The sequence below is a fragment of the Brevundimonas sp. 357 genome, from assembly GCF_003938605.1.
In the GTDB taxonomy this organism is placed as follows: Bacteria; Pseudomonadota; Alphaproteobacteria; order Caulobacterales; family Caulobacteraceae; genus Brevundimonas.
Genome location: NZ_RHWX01000017.1, coordinates 1 through 21,074, shown reverse-complemented (window position 1 = coordinate 21,074; position 21,074 = coordinate 1). Strand labels below are relative to the sequence as shown.

At 65.0% G+C, this 21,074-nt stretch carries 16 protein-coding genes; 8 read left to right on the top strand and 8 right to left on the bottom strand.

Annotated features, from left to right (window positions below; all coding sequences use genetic code 11):
• Positions 1-70: 70 nt before the first annotated feature.
• Positions 71-901, top strand: coding sequence for a phytanoyl-CoA dioxygenase family protein (locus EGK63_RS14250; protein WP_125902038.1), 831 nt, complete (start codon positions 71-73; stop codon positions 899-901).
• Between the two features lie 579 nt (positions 902-1,480).
• Here EGK63_RS14250 and EGK63_RS14245 read toward each other — a convergent pair.
• The 4 genes from EGK63_RS14245 to phnC form a co-directional block, all read right to left on the bottom strand.
• Positions 1,481-2,551, bottom strand: coding sequence for a substrate-binding domain-containing protein (locus EGK63_RS14245; protein ID WP_125902037.1), 1,071 nt, complete (start codon positions 2,549-2,551; stop codon positions 1,481-1,483).
• A gap of 105 nt (positions 2,552-2,656) precedes the next feature.
• On the bottom strand, positions 2,657-3,400 hold the full coding sequence (gene phnE, locus EGK63_RS14240) for a phosphonate ABC transporter, permease protein PhnE (protein ID WP_125902070.1): 744 nt from the start codon (positions 3,398-3,400) through the stop codon (positions 2,657-2,659).
• Positions 3,401-3,465: 65 nt separating this feature from the next.
• Positions 3,466-4,473: a phosphate/phosphite/phosphonate ABC transporter substrate-binding protein gene (gene phnD, locus EGK63_RS14235; protein ID WP_125902036.1), complete on the bottom strand. Its 1,008-nt coding sequence runs from the start codon at positions 4,471-4,473 to the stop codon at positions 3,466-3,468.
• Positions 4,470-5,264 (bottom strand): phosphonate ABC transporter ATP-binding protein, encoded by a 795-nt coding sequence (gene phnC / locus EGK63_RS14230; RefSeq protein WP_125902035.1) that lies wholly within the window; start codon positions 5,262-5,264, stop codon positions 4,470-4,472. The genes phnD and phnC overlap by 4 nt, the downstream gene beginning before the upstream one ends.
• Positions 5,265-5,537: 273 nt before the next feature.
• On the opposite strand from phnC, the gene EGK63_RS14225 reads away from it, so the two are divergent.
• From EGK63_RS14225 to EGK63_RS14195, 7 genes are all read left to right on the top strand, one after another.
• Positions 5,538-6,800 (top strand): type III PLP-dependent enzyme, encoded by a 1,263-nt coding sequence (locus tag EGK63_RS14225; RefSeq protein ID WP_125902034.1) that lies wholly within the window; start codon positions 5,538-5,540, stop codon positions 6,798-6,800.
• Between the two features lie 126 nt (positions 6,801-6,926).
• The gene (locus EGK63_RS14220) at positions 6,927-7,979 is read left to right on the top strand and encodes a deoxyhypusine synthase (protein ID WP_125902033.1); all 1,053 of its coding nucleotides are present in this window, start codon (positions 6,927-6,929) and stop codon (positions 7,977-7,979) included.
• Between the two features lie 148 nt (positions 7,980-8,127).
• Complete coding sequence (locus tag EGK63_RS14215; protein WP_125902032.1) at positions 8,128-8,448, top strand: ribonuclease; 321 nt, start codon at positions 8,128-8,130, stop codon at positions 8,446-8,448.
• Between the two features lie 83 nt (positions 8,449-8,531).
• The gene (locus EGK63_RS14210) at positions 8,532-9,020 is read left to right on the top strand and encodes a hypothetical protein (RefSeq protein WP_243637702.1); all 489 of its coding nucleotides are present in this window, start codon (positions 8,532-8,534) and stop codon (positions 9,018-9,020) included.
• A complete protein-coding gene (locus EGK63_RS14205; RefSeq protein ID WP_125902030.1) occupies positions 9,020-9,850 on the top strand; it encodes a PA-phosphatase in 831 nt (276 codons plus the stop codon). The genes EGK63_RS14210 and EGK63_RS14205 overlap by 1 nt, the downstream gene beginning before the upstream one ends.
• Positions 9,850-10,815 (top strand): right-handed parallel beta-helix repeat-containing protein, encoded by a 966-nt coding sequence (locus EGK63_RS14200; RefSeq protein ID WP_125902029.1) that lies wholly within the window; start codon positions 9,850-9,852, stop codon positions 10,813-10,815. The genes EGK63_RS14205 and EGK63_RS14200 overlap by 1 nt, the downstream gene beginning before the upstream one ends.
• Positions 10,816-11,028: 213 nt before the next feature.
• Positions 11,029-13,977: a TonB-dependent receptor domain-containing protein gene (locus tag EGK63_RS14195; RefSeq protein ID WP_243637701.1), complete on the top strand. Its 2,949-nt coding sequence runs from the start codon at positions 11,029-11,031 to the stop codon at positions 13,975-13,977.
• A gap of 86 nt (positions 13,978-14,063) precedes the next feature.
• Here EGK63_RS14195 and aguB read toward each other — a convergent pair whose 3' ends face one another.
• From aguB to EGK63_RS14175, 4 genes are all read right to left on the bottom strand, one after another.
• Positions 14,064-14,930, bottom strand: coding sequence for an N-carbamoylputrescine amidase (aguB, locus tag EGK63_RS14190; RefSeq protein WP_125902028.1), 867 nt, complete (start codon positions 14,928-14,930; stop codon positions 14,064-14,066).
• Positions 14,930-15,931, bottom strand: a complete 1,002-nt coding sequence (locus EGK63_RS14185; protein WP_125902027.1) for an agmatine deiminase family protein — start codon at positions 15,929-15,931, stop codon at positions 14,930-14,932. Before EGK63_RS14185 ends, aguB begins: the two co-directional genes overlap by 1 nt.
• 216 nt (positions 15,932-16,147) lie before the next feature.
• Positions 16,148-19,459 carry a TonB-dependent receptor gene (locus tag EGK63_RS14180; protein ID WP_125902026.1) on the bottom strand — a complete coding sequence of 1,104 codons (3,312 nt, stop codon included), beginning with the start codon at positions 19,457-19,459 and terminating at the stop codon, positions 16,148-16,150.
• A gap of 136 nt (positions 19,460-19,595) precedes the next feature.
• A complete protein-coding gene (locus tag EGK63_RS14175; protein WP_125902025.1) occupies positions 19,596-20,858 on the bottom strand; it encodes a capsular biosynthesis protein in 1,263 nt (420 codons plus the stop codon).
• Positions 20,859-21,074: the final 216 nt, after the last annotated feature.

The following is a 21,074-nucleotide window of genomic DNA, read 5'->3' as shown; positions in this document are numbered from 1 at the left end:
CGGCTAGATTGGCTCTAACTCTGCCAGAGCTAAATCAGCGAACAGACATAAAGCCTACAGAACGAGTACGATGCTGGATTTTCGTCGTTTTCTTCCGCCCCTTCCATCATCCCTGAAAAGAACGTGGCGAAATGATGGCTACGCACTCCTAAAGAGCGCAGTCAGCCCCGTACAGATTGGCTCAGTTGAGACTTTAATCGACGAACAATGGGAACGTCGTGAAGGGAATATCCACCAACTGGATATTCTGACGGGCAACTACGCTGGCCGAACGTTCTTGATGCAAGAAGCTCCCGCCGAGACTCGTAACGAAGCTTACAAGCTTAACAATCTTTTCCTACACAACCCCGTCATTCGAGATTTGGCCTATTCTCCACCGATACGGAAAGCTGTTACCGATTTCCTAGATGGAGAGCCGGTTATCTGCAATTCTCTAAATTTTGCACGCGGCAGTCAACAGGACGCTCACATCGACAGTTGGTACATGCCAGCGCCTAACGGAGGGCCGATGGTCGCTGTCAGCATAGCTCTTGATTCCGTACACACCAACAATGGCCCCATATTCTTTATACCTGGAAGCCAACGCATACCGCCATACAAGTTCTCGGACGGTCGCCTCAATATAATTGCTGCCGAAGCGGAACATTGTATGGAATACTTGGAGAATGAAATAACAAAGAGATCGCTTCAGCGTCGAGATTTAGTCTGCAATGCTGGCGATGCATTTATCTGGCATGGCCAGTTGATCCACGGAGGATCTGCCATTCGAGATTTCTCCCTGACACGAAAGAGCCTCGTCGTTCACTATTGGCGAGCAACCGATGTAGAGCCAAGCCATGTCATTCGCGATAGTCACGGCGCATACCTCCGGCGCACCTTGCGCGGAGAGTTAAGCCTTTAAAAATCGACAGATCGAGCACACCGCGTCTGAATCGCGAGGCTCAGCAACTTCGCGAACCAGCTCGTCGGCGCGCCTAGGCAACTGACTATACTAGAGCTCGGACTCATTTGGTCCAGAGCCTGACTGCGGTGACGGTGTGTGAAGCCTGACCAGACGAAAACGCACGACACGAGGCCAGCTCGCCTTGTCCACCAGCCTATGGACCTTGACCGTTCAGCCGGCGCGCGACTGGTCCATGGCGTGGAGCGCCTCTCCCCTTTTTGCGCTGGCCTCCAAGCGGTGCGTCTTGACCGAAGAGCCGATTTTGGCCCTCGCTGGCGCGCTCTGTCGGGTGTCTATGGTCTCTATCCGTCGGCGTTCAACGAAGTAGCGAATCCGCCAGCGAGGGCCTTCGCGCACCGATGCACGATGACGGAAATCACTCGGCAATCATTCACATGCCGCTTGCCCGTATAGACCCTGGGAATGTTCAGCTCCATCGCCGCCCACGCATCCAGCAACTAGACATGACCCGCTGTGATCCAAGCCTCCAAGGCACTCGAATCACAGCAGCAGCGCCAACTCAAATGGCTACGGATCCTAGTTCGGGCGGGCCATGGAGGTCATGGCCGAGGCCTTGGCGCGTTCGGCGGCCAGTTCGTCGGCGACCAGCGGCACCAGGCCGCGATCCTGCAGATAGCCGCCGCGACCGGCGGCGCCTTCGGACATGAACTCCTGAACGAACTGTTCGAGACCCGGCGTCACGCCGATGTGGGCCTTCTTGACGTAGATGTAGAGGCTGCGGGCCAGCGGATAGGAGCCGTCGGCGATGGTGGCGACCGAGGGGGCCACGCCGTCGATGGTCTCGGCCTTCACCGTGTCCATGTTCTGCTCGAGGAAGGAGAAGCCGAACACGCCCAGCGAGCCCGGCGTGCGGGTCAGGGTCTGGACGATGGCGTTGTCGTTCTCGCCCGAGTCGATCCAGGCGCCGTCTTCACGCAGGGTGTGAGCCACGGTTTCGAAGCGGGTCTTGTCCTGCTTCTCGATGGCGGCGACGGCCGGGATCAGCTTAGCGCCCGGCGCCATGCCCAGCTCCAGGAAGGCGTCGCGCGTGCCCGAGGTCGGCGGCGGGCCGTAGACCTGGATGCGGGTGGCCGGCAGGGCCTTGTTGACCTCGTTCCAGGTCTTGACGGCGTTGGCGCCCAGCTGGCCGTCGGCGCCCGGCGTTTCCTTGGCCAGGGCTTCATAGAGGTCGTTCAGCTCGAGGTTGAAGCTCTGGCCCGTGCGGGCGGTGGCGACGACGATGCCGTCGTAGCCGATCTTGATCTCGACGATGTCGGTGACGCCGTTCTCGACGCAGCGGTCGAACTCGCTCTGCTTCATCGGACGCGAGGCGTTGGCGATGTCCGGGGTCGAGGGGCCGACGCCCGAGCAGAAGGCCTGGATGCCGCCGCCGGTGCCCAGGGATTCGACACGGGGCGCCGAACCGCCGCCGTTGCGGGCGAAGGTCTCGGCCACGCGGGTGGCGAAGGGGAAGACGGTCGAGGAGCCGGCGGCCCAGATGCCCGTGCGGGCCTTCTGCGAACCGGGGGCGCCGCCCTCGTTGTTGCCGCAGGCCGCCAGGGCCAGGACGGCGGCCGCGCAGGCCGTGAACTTCAGTGTACGGATCATGGCCGGACCTTCTCCAGTCGTCAGTGTGCGACGCTTATAAGCAGGAGTTTGTGACGGTCCGGCCAGACCTTTGTGACAGTCAGGGCAAACCTGCCGGATACGTCGTCAGAGCAGGCGCTTGCGCATGACCTGGGACAGGGTGTCGATCAGGGTCACGGCGATGACCACGATGATGACGATGGCGGACACGGCCTTGAAGTTGAAGGCGTTCATGCTGTCGAACAGCACCTGGCCGATGCCGCCCGCCCCGATCAGGCCCAGCACGGTGGCCGAGCGGCTGTTCGATTCGAAACGATAGAGGGCGAAGGAGGTCCACAGCGGGGCCACCTGGGGAATCACGCCCCAGACGATCTCGTGCAGCTTGGACGCGCCGGTGGCGCGCACGCCCTCGACCGGACCCTTGTCGATCGACTCGACCGCTTCGGAGAACAGCTTGGCCAGAACGCCGGCCGTGTTCAGGGTGATGGCCAGGACGCCGGCCAGCGGACCCAGGCCCACGGCGGTGACGAACAGCAAGCCGATCACCAGATCCGGCACCGAGCGCAGCAGGTTCATCAGCCAACGCACCGGCGTCACGACCCAGGCGGGCGCCATGTTGCGAGCGGCGGCCAGACCCAGCGGAATGCCGAACAGCACGGCCAGGAAGGTGCCCCACAGGGCGATCTGGACCGTCTCCCACATCTTGGCGACGAATATCCTCCAGTCGGAGAAGTCCGGACGCAGCAGGTCGTGGACGAACAGCTTCATGCTGTCGTTGCCCGAGAACAGGCGCGAGATGTTGCCCAGGTCGACGGCGTCGACACTGTACAGCAGGACGGCGATCACGCCGCCCCAGACCAGGACGTCCATCGCCCAGGAGACGGTGGACTTTTGCGGCGCGGCCGGAACCGGCGACGTCGGAAGCGGAGCTGCGGTCAAGGTTGGACCTCACGCAGGCTGCGCAGGCGCTGAAGCTCGGCTTCGGCGGCGGCGACGCCGGCCTTGTCGCCCTTGGCCTCGGCTTCGCTGCGCTTCTGGTCGGCGATCATCTCGCGGATCGGGTTGAGGTAGGAATCATCGGCCGGGGCGAAACGCGAATACTCCAGGCCCGCCAGCACCTTGCGCTGGCGCTCGGCCTCGGGGCCTTCGCCCTGGCCGTAGGTCAGGAAGAAGCCGCGGATTTTTTCCTTCAGGGCCGGGTCCAGATCCTCACGCACCACGATGCCGCTCTCGGGCACCGGCGGCGAGGTCCAGATCTCCTCGATCTGATCGGCCAGTTGGGCGTTCTCGCGGCGCATGAAGACCAGGTTGACGCTGTTGGAGGTCGCCACGTCGATCACGCCGGTGGCCACGCCGAAGGCGTTGGCCTGGTGGTTGGCCGAGCGCACGGTCTTGAAGCACTGCGACGGCACGACGCCGCGCGCGTTGAACAGGAAGGTCATGGGCGCCAGCGTGCCCGAGGTCGACTGGGCGTCGCCGATGCCGAAATTGTACTGCTTGCCGCAGGCCAGCACCTTGTCCAGCGTGATGCCCGAGCCCTTCTTGACGATCAGGGTCGACTGATAGGAGTCCAGCCCTTCACGGTTGACGGTGCGGGCGATGACCTCGGCGTTGGCGCGGTCGATGGCCTCGACCTCAGGCTTGGCCGAGAACCAGCCGACCTGGGTGTGGTTGCCGCGCATGGCCTCGACCAGGACGGTGTAGTTCGAGCCGAAGTAGGGCTTCACCGGCACGCCGATCGCCTTGGACATGTCGTCCAGCAGCGGCTGCCACAGCGGGCCGGCCGAGGCCTGGCCTTCCGCCGACAGGATGGAGAAGGTGATTTCGCCGGGCGCGGCGCCCGACTTGGCCTCTTCGCCCTTGCCGCAGGCGGCGAGGCCCAGGGTCATGGCGGCGATGGCGGCGGCGCCCAGCAGGCGGCGATTGATGGCGATGCGGGTCATGCCTTGGCTTCCCAGAACGCGTCCTCGTACTCGGGACCGTAGATTTCGATCAGGCGCTGCGTGTCCAGGCCCGTGGACGGACCGTCATAGACGACCTTGCCCTTCTGCAGGGCGACGACGCGGTCGCAGTAGCGGATGGCGTAGTCCACCTGGTGCAGGGTGACGATGACGCCCATGCCGTCGCGCTGGTTCAGCTCGACCAGAAGCTCCATGACCTTGCGGGCTGACACGGGGTCGAGCGAGGCGACGGGCTCGTCGGCCAGGATGGCCTGGGCGCCCTGGACGATGGCGCGGGCGATGGCGCCGCGCTGCTGCTGACCGCCCGACAGGGTGTTGGCGCGCTGGGCGGCGTAGTCGGACACGCCGACGCGGTGAAGGGCCGCCATGGCCCTGTCCTTGTCCGCGCCCGGCCAGACGCCGAACAGGCCGCGCCACGACGGCAGACGGCCAAGCGCGCCCAGCATGACGTTGGAGAAGAGGCTCAGCCGTCCCACCAGGTTGAACTGCTGGAAGATCATGCCCAGGCGGCTGCGCGCGCGGCGCACGGCGCCTGTGACGCGGCCGTTCTGCTGAACGACCTCGCCGAAGACCGTGATGGTCCCGCCGGGATCGATGGGGTGCAGACCCGTGATCGAACGCAGCAGGGTGGACTTGCCCGAACCGGATGGACCGATCAGGGCGACCATTTCACCGGCGCCGACCTCGACGGACACGCCGTCGAGCGCCTTTCTGGCCCCGTAGGTCTTCGAGACGTCGCGAACGGACGCGACGGCGGCTGTTGAAGAACTCATGAACCCATGGATGAGGTTGCGACAAAGGGGGCGCCGCATGACGCGAGACGGGCGCAAGGGCAAGTCTTAATGGCATGTCTGCGTCGATTTCGTCCAGTGCGGCGCCGATTCCTCGAAGCGCTGCGGCGCGCAGGCCATGCAACCCCGCCATGAAATTTCCACTTTACATGACAGTCCAATGCCCCCATATCGCGCGTTCCGGCGGACCCCGTAGGTCCTACTTGCGCCGCTAACGCCGGGTCTGGGTTAACAATCATCAGGGGGTTACGTGAATTGCACACGTACCAGCTTCCCCTGGACCTGGTCCGTCAGCGGTCCCCGGAGCGTCCGGTCGCACTCGTGCGTCCCCGCTCCGTTGCCGTAGCGGCGCAGTGGTTCCAGGATAATCTAAAAGCCGACGTCTTCTATGCCGTGAAGGCGAACCCTTCGCGCTGGATCATCGAGGTTCTGGTCGAGAACGGCGTCAACGCCTTCGACGTCGCCTCCCTGGCCGAGATCGAACTGGTTCGATCGGTCAGCCCGAACGCGCGTCTGGCCTTCATGCACCCGGTCAAGAGCCGCGGCGCGATCAAGACCGCCTACGCCGACCACGGCGTGCGCACCTTCGTGCTCGACAGCCATGACGAACTGCAGAAGATCCTCGACGTTACCGACAACGCCGACGACCTGAACCTGATCGTCCGCATGGGCGTGTCGGCGGACGGCGCCGCCTATTCCCTGTCGGGCAAGTTCGGCGTCTCGCCGGACCAGGCCCCCGCCCTGCTGCAGGCCACGCGCCACGCGGTCAAGGACGGTCAGATGGGCGTCAGCTTCCACGTCGGTTCGCAGTGCATGCGCCCCTCGGCCTATGAGGCGGCGATGACTCAGGTCGGCCGCGCCATCAAGAAGGCGGGCGTCTTCGTCGACATCGTCGATGTCGGCGGCGGCTTCCCTTCGGTCTATCCGGGCATGGTCCCGCCGGACCTGAGCGAATACGCCGACGCCATCCATCGCGGCTTCAACGAGATGCCGGTGTCGGAAACGACCGAGCTATGGTGCGAGCCCGGCCGGGCGCTGGTGGCCGAGGCCTCGTCGGTACTGTGCCGCGTGGACCTGCGCAAGGGCGACGCCCTTTATCTGAACGACGGGTCGTACGGCTCTCTGTTCGACGCCACCCACTCGCGCTGGCCCTTCCCGACCAAGCTGGTCCGGGACGGAGAGTCGTCGTCGGAGTTGAAGCCCTATCGCTTCTATGGTCCGACCTGCGACAGCATCGACCACATGCCGGGCCCGTTCTGGCTGCCGGCCGATGTCCAGGAAGGCGACTTCATCGAGATCGGCATGATGGGCGCCTACGGCGTCGCCATGTCGACCGGCTTCAACGGCTATGGCGAACACGAGATCGCCGCCGTCGAGGACGCCCCCATGGGCTCGATGTACGGCCTGGCGCCGCGCTCCATCCCGACCGTGCGCACCACGGCCGAGGAGAACGCCCGCAAGGTCGTCCGCCTGTCGCGTCCCAAGGGCAAGGCGGGCCAGCGCAAGCGCAAGCGCTGATCCATCGCATCACGCCTTGAACTGAAAAATGTCTCAAGGCTTTGGTACAAGCAGCGGCCCGTCGCTCCGTCCGGGCCGCTGTTCCTTATTGACGACGGGCGCTCAAACCAAAGGGAAACCCGAGAGATGAACGCACCGGTTCGTTCCAACGCCAAGGCGGAGCTCCTGGCCACGACCGTCGAGCACATCGACATCACCAGCTTCGACGCGCGCCCGATCATCGATTCCATGCGCAAGATGTCGTTCTCCTCGCGCGACACCGCCCGCGCGGCCGACATCTTCAACATGGCCCTGGAAGACCAGGCCTGCTCGCCGTGGCTGATCCTGGCCGGTTCGACCTCGGCCGGCGGCTGCATGGACGTCTACCGCGACATGGTGAAGTTCGGCATGGTCGACGCCGTGGTCGCCACCGGCGCCTCCATCGTCGACATGGACTTCTTCGAAGCCCTGGGCTTCAAGCACTATCAAGCCGCCGGTCAGGTGGACGACAACATCCTGCGCTCGCACTACATCGACCGCATCTACGACACCTACATCGACGAAGAAGAGCTGCAGGCCTGCGACCACGCCATCTATGAGATCGCCAGCCGCCTGGAGCCGCGCGGCTATTCCTCGCGCGAGTTCATCTGGGAGATGGGCAAGTGGCTGTCGGAAGGCAACGCCAAGAAGCCCGGCTCGCTGATCCAAACCGCCTATGAAGAAGGCGCGCCGATCTTCTGCCCGGCCTTCGTCGACTCCTCGGCCGGTTTCGGCTTGGTCAAGCACCAGAAGGAGCGCATGGCCGAGGGCAAGCCCTACATGATGCTGGACGCGATCGCCGACTTCCGCGAACTGACCGACATCAAGATCGCGGCGGGCGTCACGGGCCTGTTCATGGTCGGTGGCGGCGTGCCGAAGAACTTCGCCCAGGACACCGTCGTCTGCGCCGAGATTCTCGGCGTCGAGGCCGACATGCACAAGTATGCGGTCCAGATCACGGTCGCCGACGTGCGCGACGGCGCCTGCTCGTCCTCGACGCTGCAGGAAGCCGCCTCGTGGGGCAAGGTCCAGACCACCTACGAACAGATGGTCTTCGCCGAAGCCACGACCGTCGTGCCGCTGATCGGTTCGGACGCCTATCACCGCGGCGCCTGGAAGAAGCGCCAGCCGCGCCGCTGGAACAAGCTGTTCGGCAAGTAAGACAGCCCCGTTTCGACCGGAACTGCAGAAAGGGTCGGAAGCGCATGCTTCCGACCCTTTTTCATGGATGAACGCCGGCCTGAATCCCGCCCGACGGAACCCCGACCGTTCCCGGCCGCTTGTCCTTCTCAAGCCAAGGGAGAGCGTCATGACCGACCCGAAGACCGAAAACGAGGAAAGCCGCGAAGCCGCCGCCATGGGCGAGAAGTCGGACCTGGGCCATACTCGGGACGCCCTGAACAAGGCGCTGGAAGGTACGGATTCGGGTTCGGACACGCGCGCCGGATCGCTGCGCGGCGGGTCCGCCTCCGGCTCGGACATTGATCCGGACCAGGACGTCATCAACGAGGCTCTCGCGCGAGAGGGAATCGCGGCGCGCGACGCCGCCTCACGCCCGGCCGGCGGACCGGAGCAGGCCCGCAAGTCGACCGGCCAGCCCGGCGACGACGTCGACGCCCCGACCGGTTGAACCGCCTTGCTGCCGCCGCATGGATAGGCCACGGTGTGATTTCAAGTGGCGGCATTAAGGATGTAGTCGGAATGAAGCGTTGCGTGGCGATCGGAGTCCTGGCGTTCAGCATGGGCCTGTCGGCGTGCGACGGCCCGGCCGCTCCCCAGGATGAAGCGCTGGCCGCGACGACCGAAAAGGTCGAGACCCCGGAAGCCGTCGCAAGCGCGCCCCGGCCCTACAACGCCCCTGTCGCCGACGCTGTCCCGGCCGAAGTCATAGCAGGCGCTCCGACGTTCGCCGCCCTATATCCAGGCGCCCAGGCCGACGGCGCGCCCGTCGCCGCCAGCGGTCCCAACGGGCCCGGCGGCCTGATCACCTTCAACACCGACGCTACACCCGACTCCGTCGTGGCCTTCTATCGTCAACGCGCAGAGCAGGCGGGCCTAGCCTCCATCATGGCCATGAACCAGGGCGAGGCCCGCGCCTATGGAGCCGCCGCTCGCGACCACGGCGCCAGCCTGCAGGTCGTGGCCGCCCCTGGCGAAGACGGACTGACCTCGGTGCAACTGTCCTGGAGCGCCGGCGCCTGATGCGGGCGAAGTCGCCGCGGTTCGGGTCGGCGGCCGCCCCAGCCCTGGCCTCGGCGGCCCTGCTGGCCGCCTGCGCGGGGACGCCCGCCGCGCTCCGCCCCGAAGCCGCCCGCCCCGCCGATCTGGCCGGCTATCTGGACGAGGCCACGCTGGTCCGCCTGGCGGACGCGGTTCCGCCGCCGCCAGCGCCCGGTTCCGCCGAGGATCAGGACGACAAGGCGCGCTCGGCCCGCTTCGCCGCCCTGGAAGACACCGACCGCTGGCTGCTGGCCACGGCCCACGCCGAGTTGCGGCCGCCGCTAGCGCTTCAGCATTTCGACTGCGCCCTGAACGCCCGTCTGGACCCCGCCGCCGTTCCGCAACTGACCCGGCTGATGCAGCGGCTGTTCCATGACGCGGACAGCGCCGCCGAGCGCGTCAAGGCGCGCGCTCATCGCCCCCGCCCGGTCGGCGACGACCTTCAGCGAAACGCCTGCCAGCGCCTGACCGAGGCGGGGCGTCGCAGCCCCTCCTATCCCTCGGGCAGTTCGACCGTCGGCGCCGTCTATGGCGAAGCCTTCGCCGCCATAGATCCCCCCCATGCCGAAGCCGCCCGCCGCATGAGCGACGAGTTGGGCCGAAGCCGCCTGGTCTGCGGAATGCACTATCCGCGCGACGTGGCCGCCGGCGACGCCCTGGGTCGCGCGGTGTTCCGGGCCGCAGTCGCCCAGCCGGCCTTCCAGGCGGATCTGATCGCCGCCCGCGCCGAGTTGGCCGCCGTTCAGGCGACTGGCGCGCGCAACCCCGGCTGCCTCGCCGAAACCCGGGCGCTGGCGACGCCCCTGCCCTGATGACGGTTCTCGCGGCCCTGCTGCTGGGCGCCGTCGAAGCCTGGTCTCTGCCTGGCGCAAGGCCCTGCACCCCGTCGGAAATCGCCGCGCTGACGGGCGAAGCCGACGCGCCTTACATTCTGACCTGCCGCGCCGTACTGACGCCGAATCAGACGATCACCCGCCCTGTCCGTATCATCGGCGCCGAGGCGTCCGGCGCCGGCCTGGACTGCGCCGGAGGAAGCGTGGGACAGGCGGGCGTCACGGTTGCGGCCTCCGCCCCGACCCTGGCCGTCTGGTCGCGCCGCATCGATGCGGACACATGGAGCCGCCCGACCGACATCCGCATCAGGAACTGTCTGATTCACGGAGCCGTTCGAATCTGGGGCATGGGCGGCGACGGAAGCTATGATGATCTGCGCGCTTCGTCCCGCACGCCCGAGCACACGGCGCGCCTGCAGGCCGCAGCCCCCAGCCATGTGATGCTGGAGCGGGTGACGATCCGCGCATCCGGAACCATTCCGCTGTACGTTGGCCCCGGCGTCACCCGCCTGAGCCTGGTCCGCTCGACCTTGGACGGCCGCAGCGTCTCGACCGCGATCTATCTGGACGCCGAAAGTGCGGACAATCTGATCGAGCACAATCTGATCCGCACCGAGACGCCGCGCGAGAAGATCGCCGTCGACGGTTCTGCCCGCAACCGCATCGTCGGCAACCGCTTCGAGCTGGGCGGGCGTCCAGGCGTCTTGCTTTATCGCAACTGCGGCGAACGCGGCGTCATTCGTCATCAAACTCCCTCCTACAACACCATCACCGACAACGTTTTCAGCGACGCCGGGCGCCTGCGGCCGCGCCTGGTGGTCGAGAATGCGCGTCAGGGACGCCGTTCCTACTGCAGCGCCGACCGCGGCTACCCCTGGGGCAGCAGCATCGATGATCATGACGGCGCGTCCAATAACATTGTTAGTCAAAATTTCAGAAAATGAGCGTAATTATTGCTGATTTTTCCGAATATACTTCAAAAATGGGTTATTTTTCCCATCATGTGCTATTATTGACGCAATTCTGACTTGCTTGAGGCAAGCCTCGCCGTAAGGTCGCCATGCAGACCACAGGGATCTGCAGTGCCACGAGCCGTCCGTTCAGCCCCGTCGTAAGGAGGCGAACGACGACTTGTTTTGTCCAGGAGAGGGTCTCTTTTGAGAAAGAGAATTGTGCGCGAGTCCTTGCTCGCTTCGACCATCATCGGGGGCGCCGCCCTCAGCTTCATGGCCGCCACGCCGGCATTCGCCCAAACGGCCGAAGAAGAAGTTTCCGAAGTCAGCGCCATCGTCGTCACCGGCTCGCGCATCCGCCAACCGGGCTATGAGGCGTCCAGCCCCATCACGTCGCTGAGCTCCGAATCCATCGCCATGTCGCAGCCCGTCGCGGTTGAAGAACTGGTCAAGGATCTGCCGGCCGCCGTGCCGGCCGTCGGTTCGGCCACCAACAACGGCTCTGGCGGCGGCGCGACCATCAACCTGCGCGGCCTGGGGACCAATCGCACCCTGGTCCTGATCAACGGCCGCCGCGTGGTGCCGTTCAACCTGGAAGGCGTGGTCGACACCAACACCATCCCGCTGGCCCTGGTCGAGCGCGTCGACACCGTCACCGGCGGCGCCTCCGCCGTGTACGGCGCCGACGCCGTCGCAGGCGTGGTCAACTTCATCCTGAAGAACAATTTCGAAGGCGTTGAGGTCAACTCCTCCTACGGCTTCTCGGGCGAGGACGACGCCGTTCGTCGCAAGTTCGACGTCACCATCGGCGGCAACTTCGCCGAAGACCGCGGCAACGCTGTCGTCAGCTTCGGCTACACCAAGACCGACCCGCTGTATCAGGTGCGTCGTCCCTGGGGCGAGGTCGCGCTGTCTTCGACCTCTGGCAAGCCGCTGGGTTCGGGCACCTCGGTCCCCGGTCGTTTCGACCTGACCCCCGTCAAGGGCGGCGTCGCCCTGCCGTCGGGCGCTGAACTGGACCCCACCACGGGGGCCCTGATCGGATCGGACCACCCGAACTACAACTCGGCCGGCTACAACTACAATCCGTACAACCTGTACCAGACGCCGCTGAGCCGCTACCAGATCAACGGTCTGGGCAGCTTCAAGATCAACTCGGCCGCCGAAGTCTACAGCCACCTGACCTACGTCCAAAGCGACGTCTCGCTGGACAACGCTTCGAGCGGTACCTTCGGCAACACCTACAAGGTGCCGATCGGCAACCCGTTCATCCCGGACGCCATGCGCCAGCAGTTCTGCGGCGCCCTGTTGATCGACCCGGCCAAATGCGTCTCCGGCGCGGCCGGCGACACCATGATGGACCTGACCATCAACCGCCGCTTCACCGAAATGGGCACCCGTCCGGTCGACATCGAGAACAAGACGGTTCAGCTGCTGGCCGGCGTTCGCGGCGACATCAACGCCGACTGGAACTACGACGCCTACATCTCGCACGGTGAAACCGAGCAGTTGCTGACGCGCCGCAACTGGGGCTCGCTGTCCAAGCTGCGCAACGCCCTGAACACCGTCTCGGCGACCGAATGCCTGGTTCCCGGTTCCTCGACCCCGGTCGCGGGCTGCGTGCCGATCAACGTCTTCGGTCCTGAAGGCACGATCACCCAGGAAATGATCGACTACATCAACCTGTCGTCGATGAGCAAAACCACGATCAAGCAGGACGTGGCCTCGGGCTCGATCTCGGGCATCCTGCCTGAACAGTTCAGCAGCCCCTGGAGCGATCGCCAGATCGCCGTCGCCTTCGGCGCGGAATGGCGCCGGTCCAGCGCCGAGACCCGCGGCGATGCGGCCTCGCAAGCCAACGGCGAAATCCTGGGCACCGGCGCGCCGGTTCCGGATCGCAACGGCCAGTTCGAACTGCGTGAAGCCTTCGCCGAACTGGCGGTGCCGCTGATCGAGAACATGCCGTTCATCCACAGCCTGAACCTGGAAGCCGGCTACCGCCAGACCGAGTTCAAGGCCGGCGGTTCGAAGACCAACTACGGCAGCTACAAGTTCGGCGGCGACTGGTCGCCCATCGAGGACGTCCGCATCCGCGCCATGTATCAGCGCGCCACCCGCGCTCCGAACATCGGCGAGCTGTTCAACCCGCAGGTCACCGGCCTGGGCAACATGGCGATCGATCCGTGCCAGTTGGACCTGATCAACAGCGCCGACGCCAACACCGCCGGCACGCTCAGCAACCTGTGCCGTCTGACCGGCGTGCCGGAAGGCGCGATCGGCTACGTGGCCAAGCCCAATTCGGGCCAGGTCAACCAGCAGACCGGCGGCAACCCGAACCTGGGTCCGGAAGAGGCTGACACCTGGACCATCGGCGCCGTCTGGCAACCGGCCTTCGTGCCGAGCCTGCGCCTGAGCCTCGACTACTATGACATCAAGATCGACAAGACGATCAACAGCCCCAGCCTGGCTGATGTCATGAACGGCTGCTACGACAAGGCTCTGAACCCGACTCTGGCGTTCAACGAGAGCTGTGCGGCCATCCAGCGCAGCGCCGCCAACGGCTCGCTGAACGGCGTCGACGCCAAGGGCGTCATCCGTCCGACGACCAACGCCGGCAACGAGCGCGTCTCGGGCTTCGACATCGCGGCCAACTACCGCGTCGAACTGGCCGACTTCGGCTGGGGCGACATCGGCCGCCTCGACCTGAGCGTCAACGGCAGCATCCTCACCAAGCACGAAACCCAGGCCACCCCGGTCTCCGTGCTGCGTGACTGCGTCGACTACTACTCGGTCTCGTGCGGCGAGCCCAAGGTCAAGCAACGCTGGAACAGCCGCGCGACCTGGACGCTGGGCGACTACTCGGCCTCGCTGAGCTGGCGTCACCTGTCCGGCGTCGAAGTCGAGCCGAGCAGCACCAAGTGGTTCCCGGACTACGCCCAGATCGACAGCTACGACTACTTCGACCTGAGCGGCCGCTGGGACATCACCCAGACGGTGCGTCTGACGGCGACGATCAACAACCTGTTCGACAAGGCGCCGCCGATCGTCGGCTCGCAGATCGGCACCACGTCGGCGAACAACGGGAACACCTTCCCGCAGACCTACGACGCAATCGGCCGCTACTTCACCTTCGGCGCCACGCTGAGGTTCTGATAGCGTTCAACGCGTAAAATGAGAGAGGCGGAAGACCCCGGTCTTCCGCCTCTTTTTTGTAGATAAGCCGGCTTCTAGAAGCCGGATCAGGCCGGGCGGCCTGCCGCCAGGGCGCCGTAGAGATCTGTACGGCGATCGCGGAAGAAGCCCCAGGCCGCGCGGTGCCGATCCAGGAAGTCCAGGTCGAAGGCGTGGACCAGCACGCCCTCCTCCCGATCCAGGCTCTCGACCAGGTCGCCGCGATGGTCGGCGATGAAGGAGTGGCCGTAGAAGGTCTGGCCCGCCGCCGTCACCTGCTCATGGCCGATGCGGTTGGCGCCGACGACCGGCACGACGTTCGATACGGCATGGCCCTGCATGGCGCGCCGCCACGGGGCGGCGGTGTCCAGGGTGTCGTCATGCGGCTCCGTGCCGATGGCCGTCGGGTACAGCAGCACCTCGGCGCCCTGCAGCATCATCGCCCGCGCCGTTTCGGGGTACCACTGGTCCCAGCAGATGCCGACGCCGATGCGGCCGAAGCGCGTGTCCCAGACCTTGAAGCCGGTGTCGCCGGGACGGAAGTAGTACTTCTCCTGATAGCCGGGGCCGTCGGGGATGTGGCTCTTGCGATAGACGCCCATCAGTTCGCCGTCGGCGTCGATCATCACCAGGCTGTTGAAATAATGCGGCCCCTCGCGCTCGAAGATGGAGACGGGCAGGACGACGCCCAGTTCCCTGGCCACCGGCTGAAGCTGGGTCACGGCCGGATGCTCGCGCCACGGATAGGCGGCGCCGAACCACTTCTCTTCCTGCGAGACGCAGAAATACGGCCCCTGGAACAGCTCCGGCGCCAGAATGACCTGGGCGCCCTTGGCCGCGGCTTCGCGGATGAAGCCGATGGTCTTGTCGATGTTCGCCTGCATGTCCTCGCCGTACGAGGTCTGAATGGCGGCGACGGTGATCTCACGGGCCATTAGGCGGGCTCCTGCTGGCTGATGCAGTGGAACGAGCCGCCGCCCGACAGGATGGCGGTCGACGGCAGGGGGATGATCTCGCGATCGGTGAAGACGGTCGCCAGGGCCTCGCAGGCCAGGCGCGCGGCCATGTCGTTTCCGTAGGTCGGCACGACGACGGCGCCGTCCGCGATCAGGAAGTTCATGTGGCTGGCCGGGACGGGACGCTCGTCCTCATCCAGGATCAGGCCGGGCGACGGGATGCGCAGCACCTTGATCGGACGGCCGACGGCGTCGGTCATGGAGGCCAGGGCCAAAGCCGTCTCGTCATAAACCTCGGCGTTGGGATCCTTGGGGCCGAAGCCGATCGGGCAGGCCGCCACGCCCGGCGCGACGAAGCGGGCCAGATTGTCGACATGGCCGTCGGTGTGGTCGTTCAGCAGGCCGTCGCCCAGCCACAACACCTTCTTGGCGCCCAGGGCCTCAGCGAAGGCGGCCTCGGCCGTTTCCGCTGTCCAGCCGGTGTTGCGGTTGCGGTTCAGCACGCACTGGCGCGTGGTCAGCACCGTGCCCTCGCCGTCATGATCAACGGCGCCGCCTTCCAGGATGAAGGCGTGACGGGTCAGGGCGACGCCCGTCTGTTCGCCGATCTGGTCGGCGACCTCGTCGTCGTGCGGCAGGTCGTACTTGCCGCCCCAGCCGTTGAAGACAAAGGCCTGAGCCGAGGCCGAGCCGGGGCCGAAGATCGGCCCGGTGTCGCGCAGCCAGATGTCGCCGAAGCGACCGGCCACGACCGTCACCCCCGCCACATCGGCGAAGCGCGCCTGCGCGTCGGCCAGGGCCTCGTCATTGCCGACCATCAGCTTGACCTGCTCGCGCCCCGGCCCGACCAGGGCGCGCACCAGGGCCTCGACCTCGGCCTGCGCCGGTTCGAGGTTGTCCTCCCACAGATCGGCATGGCTGGGCCAGCCGACCCACATCGCACGATGCGGCGTCCATTCAGCAGGAACAGGCAGGGTCATGGGCGAAGTCATGGGGCGAAAACGTCCACATAAGAGGGATGAAGCACGAAGGGGGCGAGATAGGCCCTGACGGCTCCGGGTTCAATGGCGACGGCGCGTTCGCCCGTTGGAGCCGCCAACGCCCTCAAGCAGCGCGGCCGCGCGTCAGGGCCGCCTCAGAAAGAGAAAGGGCGGCCCGTCGCCGGACCGCCCTTCCCGTCTCACACTATCGTTCGCTTAGAACTTGTAGCGAACGCCGAACTTCACCTGCCACACCGACTGGTTGTTGTAGTTGGTGGCCGTCCAGTCACGGAAGCTGTCGTACTGGTAGAAGTTGCCCGCCCCAGCGACACAGCTCGAGATCTGGCAGTTACGCGCCGTGACCGCGCGCGAGAAGTAGGGGAAGCCCACTTGCTGCACCACGCCCCACTCGTCGTTGAGCAGGTTGCCGATGTTCTCGATATCGACATAGCCTTCCAGCTTGGCGCCGCCCGGGAAGAAGGCCGGCAGCTCTTGCGAGATGCGCAGATCGAAGCGAGTCACGTCCGGCGACTTGAAGCCGTTCCGCGGCGTGATCTGACCGGCGTATTTGATCAGACCCGAACGCTGCAGGTACTCATTGAAGCCCGCGAAGTCGAAGTTGTTCGCGAAGGTCGCGATCGGATCGCTGGTCGCGGTGACCAGGCCGTTCGAGTCCACAGCCGGCACATACAGCAGTTGGCGGTTGCGGCGGCCGTACTCGTTGGCCTCGCCCACCAGGTTGGTGCTGTTGAAGGTGTGGCTGAAAGGCAGACCCGAGCGGCGCTCGCCGAACAGGTTGAAGCTGGTGCGATAGTCGCCGAAGAACTTGCGGCTATAGCTCAGGTTCAGCTTGGTCGAGTGCTTGATCTCATAGTTCGAGGTCGCCACGCCCGGGCTGTTCGGGTCAAAGACCGCAACCTGGCCGAAGTTCGACGCGGCCACCGACGAGGTGCCCGGGTGGACTTCGGTCGCATCGACGTAGGTGTAGGACAGGTCGAAGCCCAGGCCTTCGGCCCAGCCTTCGTACCAGGCCTTGTTCACGCCGACGGTGAACTGATCCGTCTTGCCGCCCTTGAAGTTGGTCAGCATCAGAACGACCTGGCTGCCGTTCGGGCCCGAATAGGTCGGACGACCATCCGGCGCGACGCCGTTCTGGCGCTTGGCCATGTTCAGGTCGACCCAGCCGATGGCGTTTTCGACTTCCGAGTGCACATACTCGGCGCGAACCGCCCAGCCGTCGCCCATGCTCCAACGGTTGAGGTCGAAGTCCTTGGTCAGGCCCAGCGACGTCTTCCAGATCGAAGGCGCCTGGAAGGTCGGGTCGATCACGTTGATCGCGCCCGTGCCCAGCTTGGCGCTCTCGGTCACGGCGTCCTTGGCCACTTGGTTCGGGTTCAAACCATCGACGTTGGTCAGCGCCGCCAGTTGCGCGGTCGAGCAGACCGGAACGCCGGTGTTGACGTTCTGGCTGGTGTAGCCGTTGGCGCGGCACTGGAACTGGCCGATCAGGTTGCCGGGGTTCGAGAAGTTGTTCGAAACCCAGACGTTCGGCGAACCGCCCGAGAACAGGCCGAAACCGCCGTAAACGTTGAAGGTGTCGTCAACGCGGTAGTTGAAGCCGAAGCGCGGCTGCAGCAGGCTGATGCCGTCCAGATTGTGAGTGTTCGAGAAGCCGTACTTGTCCTCGAACGCCTTGTTGTACAGCGGCTCGTCCGACATCTCGTACCAGTCGAAGCGCAGGCCGGCGCGCAGCGTCAGGCGATCGTTCACATCCCATTCGTCCTGAGCGAACAGGGTGTTGGTCGTATAGCTGAAGCTCGCGCCGCCATCGACCTTATTGTTGCTCCCGGCGTTCTGGTAGTTGATGTAGGACGCGCGACGGTTCTGCAGATCGGCCAGCGAAGCGAACTCATACTCGCCGTTCGCGGCCTGCACGAAGACGTTGTAGATTTCGAGATCTTCACGCTCGTAACCCGCCGTCAGGCGGTGACCCGCGTTCTGATACTTGGCGACGAAGCGGTACTGGTTCAGATCGTTCGTCAGCGAGTTGGCGTGACGCGAACGCTCCGGCCCGAGCACCACCGAGCGGCGCTGCGTGGCGCCCACCGGGTCCAGGTAAACGCGGAAGGCCGCGAAGTCCGAACCGCCCAGGTTGCTGGTGATGTTCTCGGTTTCCTTGCGCGAGAACGACAGCTCGGTGGAGAAGTTGTCAGTCCAGTCCGAGAACAGCTGAGCCTTGTAGGCCGTGATGTTGCTCTGGAAATCATACCCTTGCGACAGCAGGCCGACGCTCGGCGTGGTGTTGCTGGTCGAGGTGCCGTTCAGGCTCAGACGCGAACCTTGGGTCTGCTGATAGGACGCAACCGCGCGGTGACGGTCGTTGATGTTCCAGTCCAGCTTGGCGAAGTACTTTTCGTCGAAGGTGGTCAGGTCGCTCGTCGACCAGTCCAGCGGATCGTAGCCATAAACCGACTTCACGGCGTTACGGACGGAATCGACGTCGGCTTGCGTAATGCCCGGCACTTCGTTGGTGGCGCCGGACCCCGTCGGACCCGAAAGCACCGGCTCGGTCGCTTCGAACTTCTCGTAGTTCAGCAGGAAGAACAGGCGATCCTTGATGATCGGACCTGACAGGGTCGCGCCCCAGGTCTTCTCTTCGAACTCGCCGGTGACCGAACGATTGATCGTCTCGCCCGACGACATGTCTTCATACGAGAAGCTGTCGCCCTGCAGATCCTGGTTGGTGATCTCGTAGAAGGCTTCACCGTGGAACTCGTTGCCGCCCGACTTGGTGACCGAGTTCACCACACCGCCCTGGAAGGCGCCGTACTGGACGTCATAGGGGGCGACGTCGACCTGAACCGCTTCCAGGACCGAGATCGAGATCGGCGAGTTCACGGTCGGATAGCCGTTGCTAGACAGACCGAAGTCGTCGCCCTGACGGATGCCGTCGACCAGGAAGGCGTTGGTGCGGTTGTTCTGCCCGCCCAGGATCAGCGCGTCGCCGTTGGTCGGGTCGATCGACGCGAACGGCGAGGTGCGGACGAAGTCCTTGATGTCACGGCTGATCGTCGGAAGGGTTTCGAGCTCCTCGGCGCCGATACGGGTGCGCGGACCGGTGATCAGGCCGCCGCCGCGAACGCCGCGCACGACCACGTCGGCGACCGAGGTCGCGCCGTCCGAAGCCGAAACCGTCGCCGTCAGATTCAGAGCCGTCGGCGAACCGATGCTGACCGAGGGAACCTGCCCCGAGACTTCGCCCTGCGCCGTCAGCGCCGTGACGACATAGGGGCCGCCGACGCGCAGGTTGCGCGCCGTATAGCCGCCGTCAGCGCCCGTCACCGTGGTGGTGCTGGTGCCCGAGGGGACGTGGGTGACGACGACCGTGGCGTTCGCCATCGGCGCGCCCGACGCATCCGTGATCACGCCGCGAATGCCGCCGGTCGTTTCTTGAGCCAAGGCGGCGCTGGACGTGGCCAGCAGGATGGCCGCTGCGGAAACCCCGTAGGCGAGGTTGCGGTTGAACATGTGTGCGATCCCCTTGCAGCGCCAGCCGGAACAGCGATCGGCGCATCTGGTCATTGATGGGGCGGCTTTAGGCCCGTCATCATACGTCAGGGCGACACTTAGATGACAGAAACGTGACAGCCCTCAGGGGTGGCCGTTACGCCACACCCCGAACGTCGTCATTCAGGCGTCGCCCCAAGGCGTCAGCCACACGTTCAGCGGTCGCGCCTAGCGCGCGCGGCTCGTGATAATTGCCATTGATCTGGGTCCGCCCGATCACATAGGCGCGGAACGCCGCAAACAAGGCGCGATCCGCCGGCTCAGGAGCTCCCCAGAAGGCGTCCAGACTCTTCTGGTCCGTCAGCCCCTCGAAGTCAAAGAAGGCCTGGCCCAGCACCTTGACCGGCGTGCCGAAACCCAACGCCGACAGAGCGGCGCTCGAGTTGTTGACGACCATGCCCTTCGACGCCCGGCACAGTTGCGCCAGATTGCCGCCGTCAATGAAGTCAACGCGCCCCGACAAACCGTATTTGGCGGCAAGTTCGCCTGTCGCACGGTTCAGATTGATGACGCCGGCGTCCAGAGGGTGGTTCTTGACCAGCAAGCGCGCTTCAGAGGGCGCTGACCGAGCGAAACTATCCATCACCCGATCAAGGAAGGACAGGTTGTCGTGAATATCGGAATAACGCAGCAACTGGGCGTCGCCGTCGCGCTGAAGACACGCAATGAAGAAGGAGCCCTTGAGGCTCAGACGCTCCGCCGCCCGGTCGCCGGACAAACTGAAGGTCAAGCTCAGATAGCGACGGACATGGCCGAGGCACTGCTGCAACGGCGAGACCGTATAGTGATGCCGATGACGAGGAAACGACAGCCGCCCAAACGGCTGAACCGCGTGATAGCGGCTGATGTTGATGACATGGTGCGGCAAGATCTTGCCAACCGGATGCGACACAGGGATTTCGGGGGGGGGAGGCGGATAGCCTGCAGCGGAGCGCGGCAGGCCGCTTGAGCCGTTGACCCCGTTTCTTTCCAGCGTGATCCAGTCCGGTCGGAAGTAGCCGTTTTCAAGAACCCAGACGCGCGCGGGCAAATGTTGCGCCTGACTCAGCACCCCTTGGTTGTAGGGACCGCCTTCGCCGAAAACGAGGATGTCCGTGAACTCTGCAGCCAGCCGCGTGACATGAACTGCCCACGAGTCGGCTGATTCACGATAGGCGACGCCGCCCGCTCGCCGCCAGTCCGCGACGTCGCCTGCGTTGAACAGCATACGCCGAACCTCGCCGCCCCGCGCCTCGATCGCGCCCGCCAATCGACGCCCGAAGGGGCCGAACGGGGCAGACACAATCAGGAAGCGGCGCCCCGTCAAGCTGACGACACCGACATCTGAGACCGGGAAATCTGGATCAAAGGGCGCGAGCAAACGCTGATATCTTTCTGAAAGGCAAGCTCTCTTAGAGGCTCAACCTCAGTTTCACCAATAGAAAAAGCACTGCACGCTCAGTTGTCAAACACAACCGCCGAACCCAGGAAACTGAGCTCGGCGGAAGGTTTGACCAGTACTTCTCAGGTCGCGGGGGCTGGAATGAACCAGCCCCGTTGAGCCTTAGAAGTTGATGTCGACGGTGGCGCGGCGGTT

What these genes read in the sequence shown, in the direction of transcription:
- EGK63_RS14250 (WP_125902038.1), top strand. Translation starts at nt 71, where the DNA reads ATGCTGGATTTTCGTCGTTTTCTTCCGCCCCTTCCATCATCCCTGAAA.
- EGK63_RS14245 (WP_125902037.1), bottom strand. Translation starts at nt 2,551, where the DNA reads ATGATCCGTACACTGAAGTTCACGGCCTGCGCGGCCGCCGTCCTGGCC.
- phnE (WP_125902070.1), bottom strand. Translation starts at nt 3,400, where the DNA reads ATGGACGTCCTGGTCTGGGGCGGCGTGATCGCCGTCCTGCTGTACAGT.
- phnD (WP_125902036.1), bottom strand. Translation starts at nt 4,473, where the DNA reads ATGACCCGCATCGCCATCAATCGCCGCCTGCTGGGCGCCGCCGCCATC.
- phnC (WP_125902035.1), bottom strand. Translation starts at nt 5,264, where the DNA reads ATGAGTTCTTCAACAGCCGCCGTCGCGTCCGTTCGCGACGTCTCGAAG.
- EGK63_RS14220 (WP_125902033.1), top strand. Translation starts at nt 6,927, where the DNA reads ATGAACGCACCGGTTCGTTCCAACGCCAAGGCGGAGCTCCTGGCCACG.
- EGK63_RS14215 (WP_125902032.1), top strand. Translation starts at nt 8,128, where the DNA reads ATGACCGACCCGAAGACCGAAAACGAGGAAAGCCGCGAAGCCGCCGCC.
- EGK63_RS14205 (WP_125902030.1), top strand. Translation starts at nt 9,020, where the DNA reads ATGCGGGCGAAGTCGCCGCGGTTCGGGTCGGCGGCCGCCCCAGCCCTG.
- EGK63_RS14200 (WP_125902029.1), top strand. Translation starts at nt 9,850, where the DNA reads ATGACGGTTCTCGCGGCCCTGCTGCTGGGCGCCGTCGAAGCCTGGTCT.
- aguB (WP_125902028.1), bottom strand. Translation starts at nt 14,930, where the DNA reads ATGGCCCGTGAGATCACCGTCGCCGCCATTCAGACCTCGTACGGCGAG.
- EGK63_RS14185 (WP_125902027.1), bottom strand. Translation starts at nt 15,931, where the DNA reads ATGACCCTGCCTGTTCCTGCTGAATGGACGCCGCATCGTGCGATGTGG.
- EGK63_RS14180 (WP_125902026.1), bottom strand. Translation starts at nt 19,459, where the DNA reads ATGTTCAACCGCAACCTCGCCTACGGGGTTTCCGCAGCGGCCATCCTG.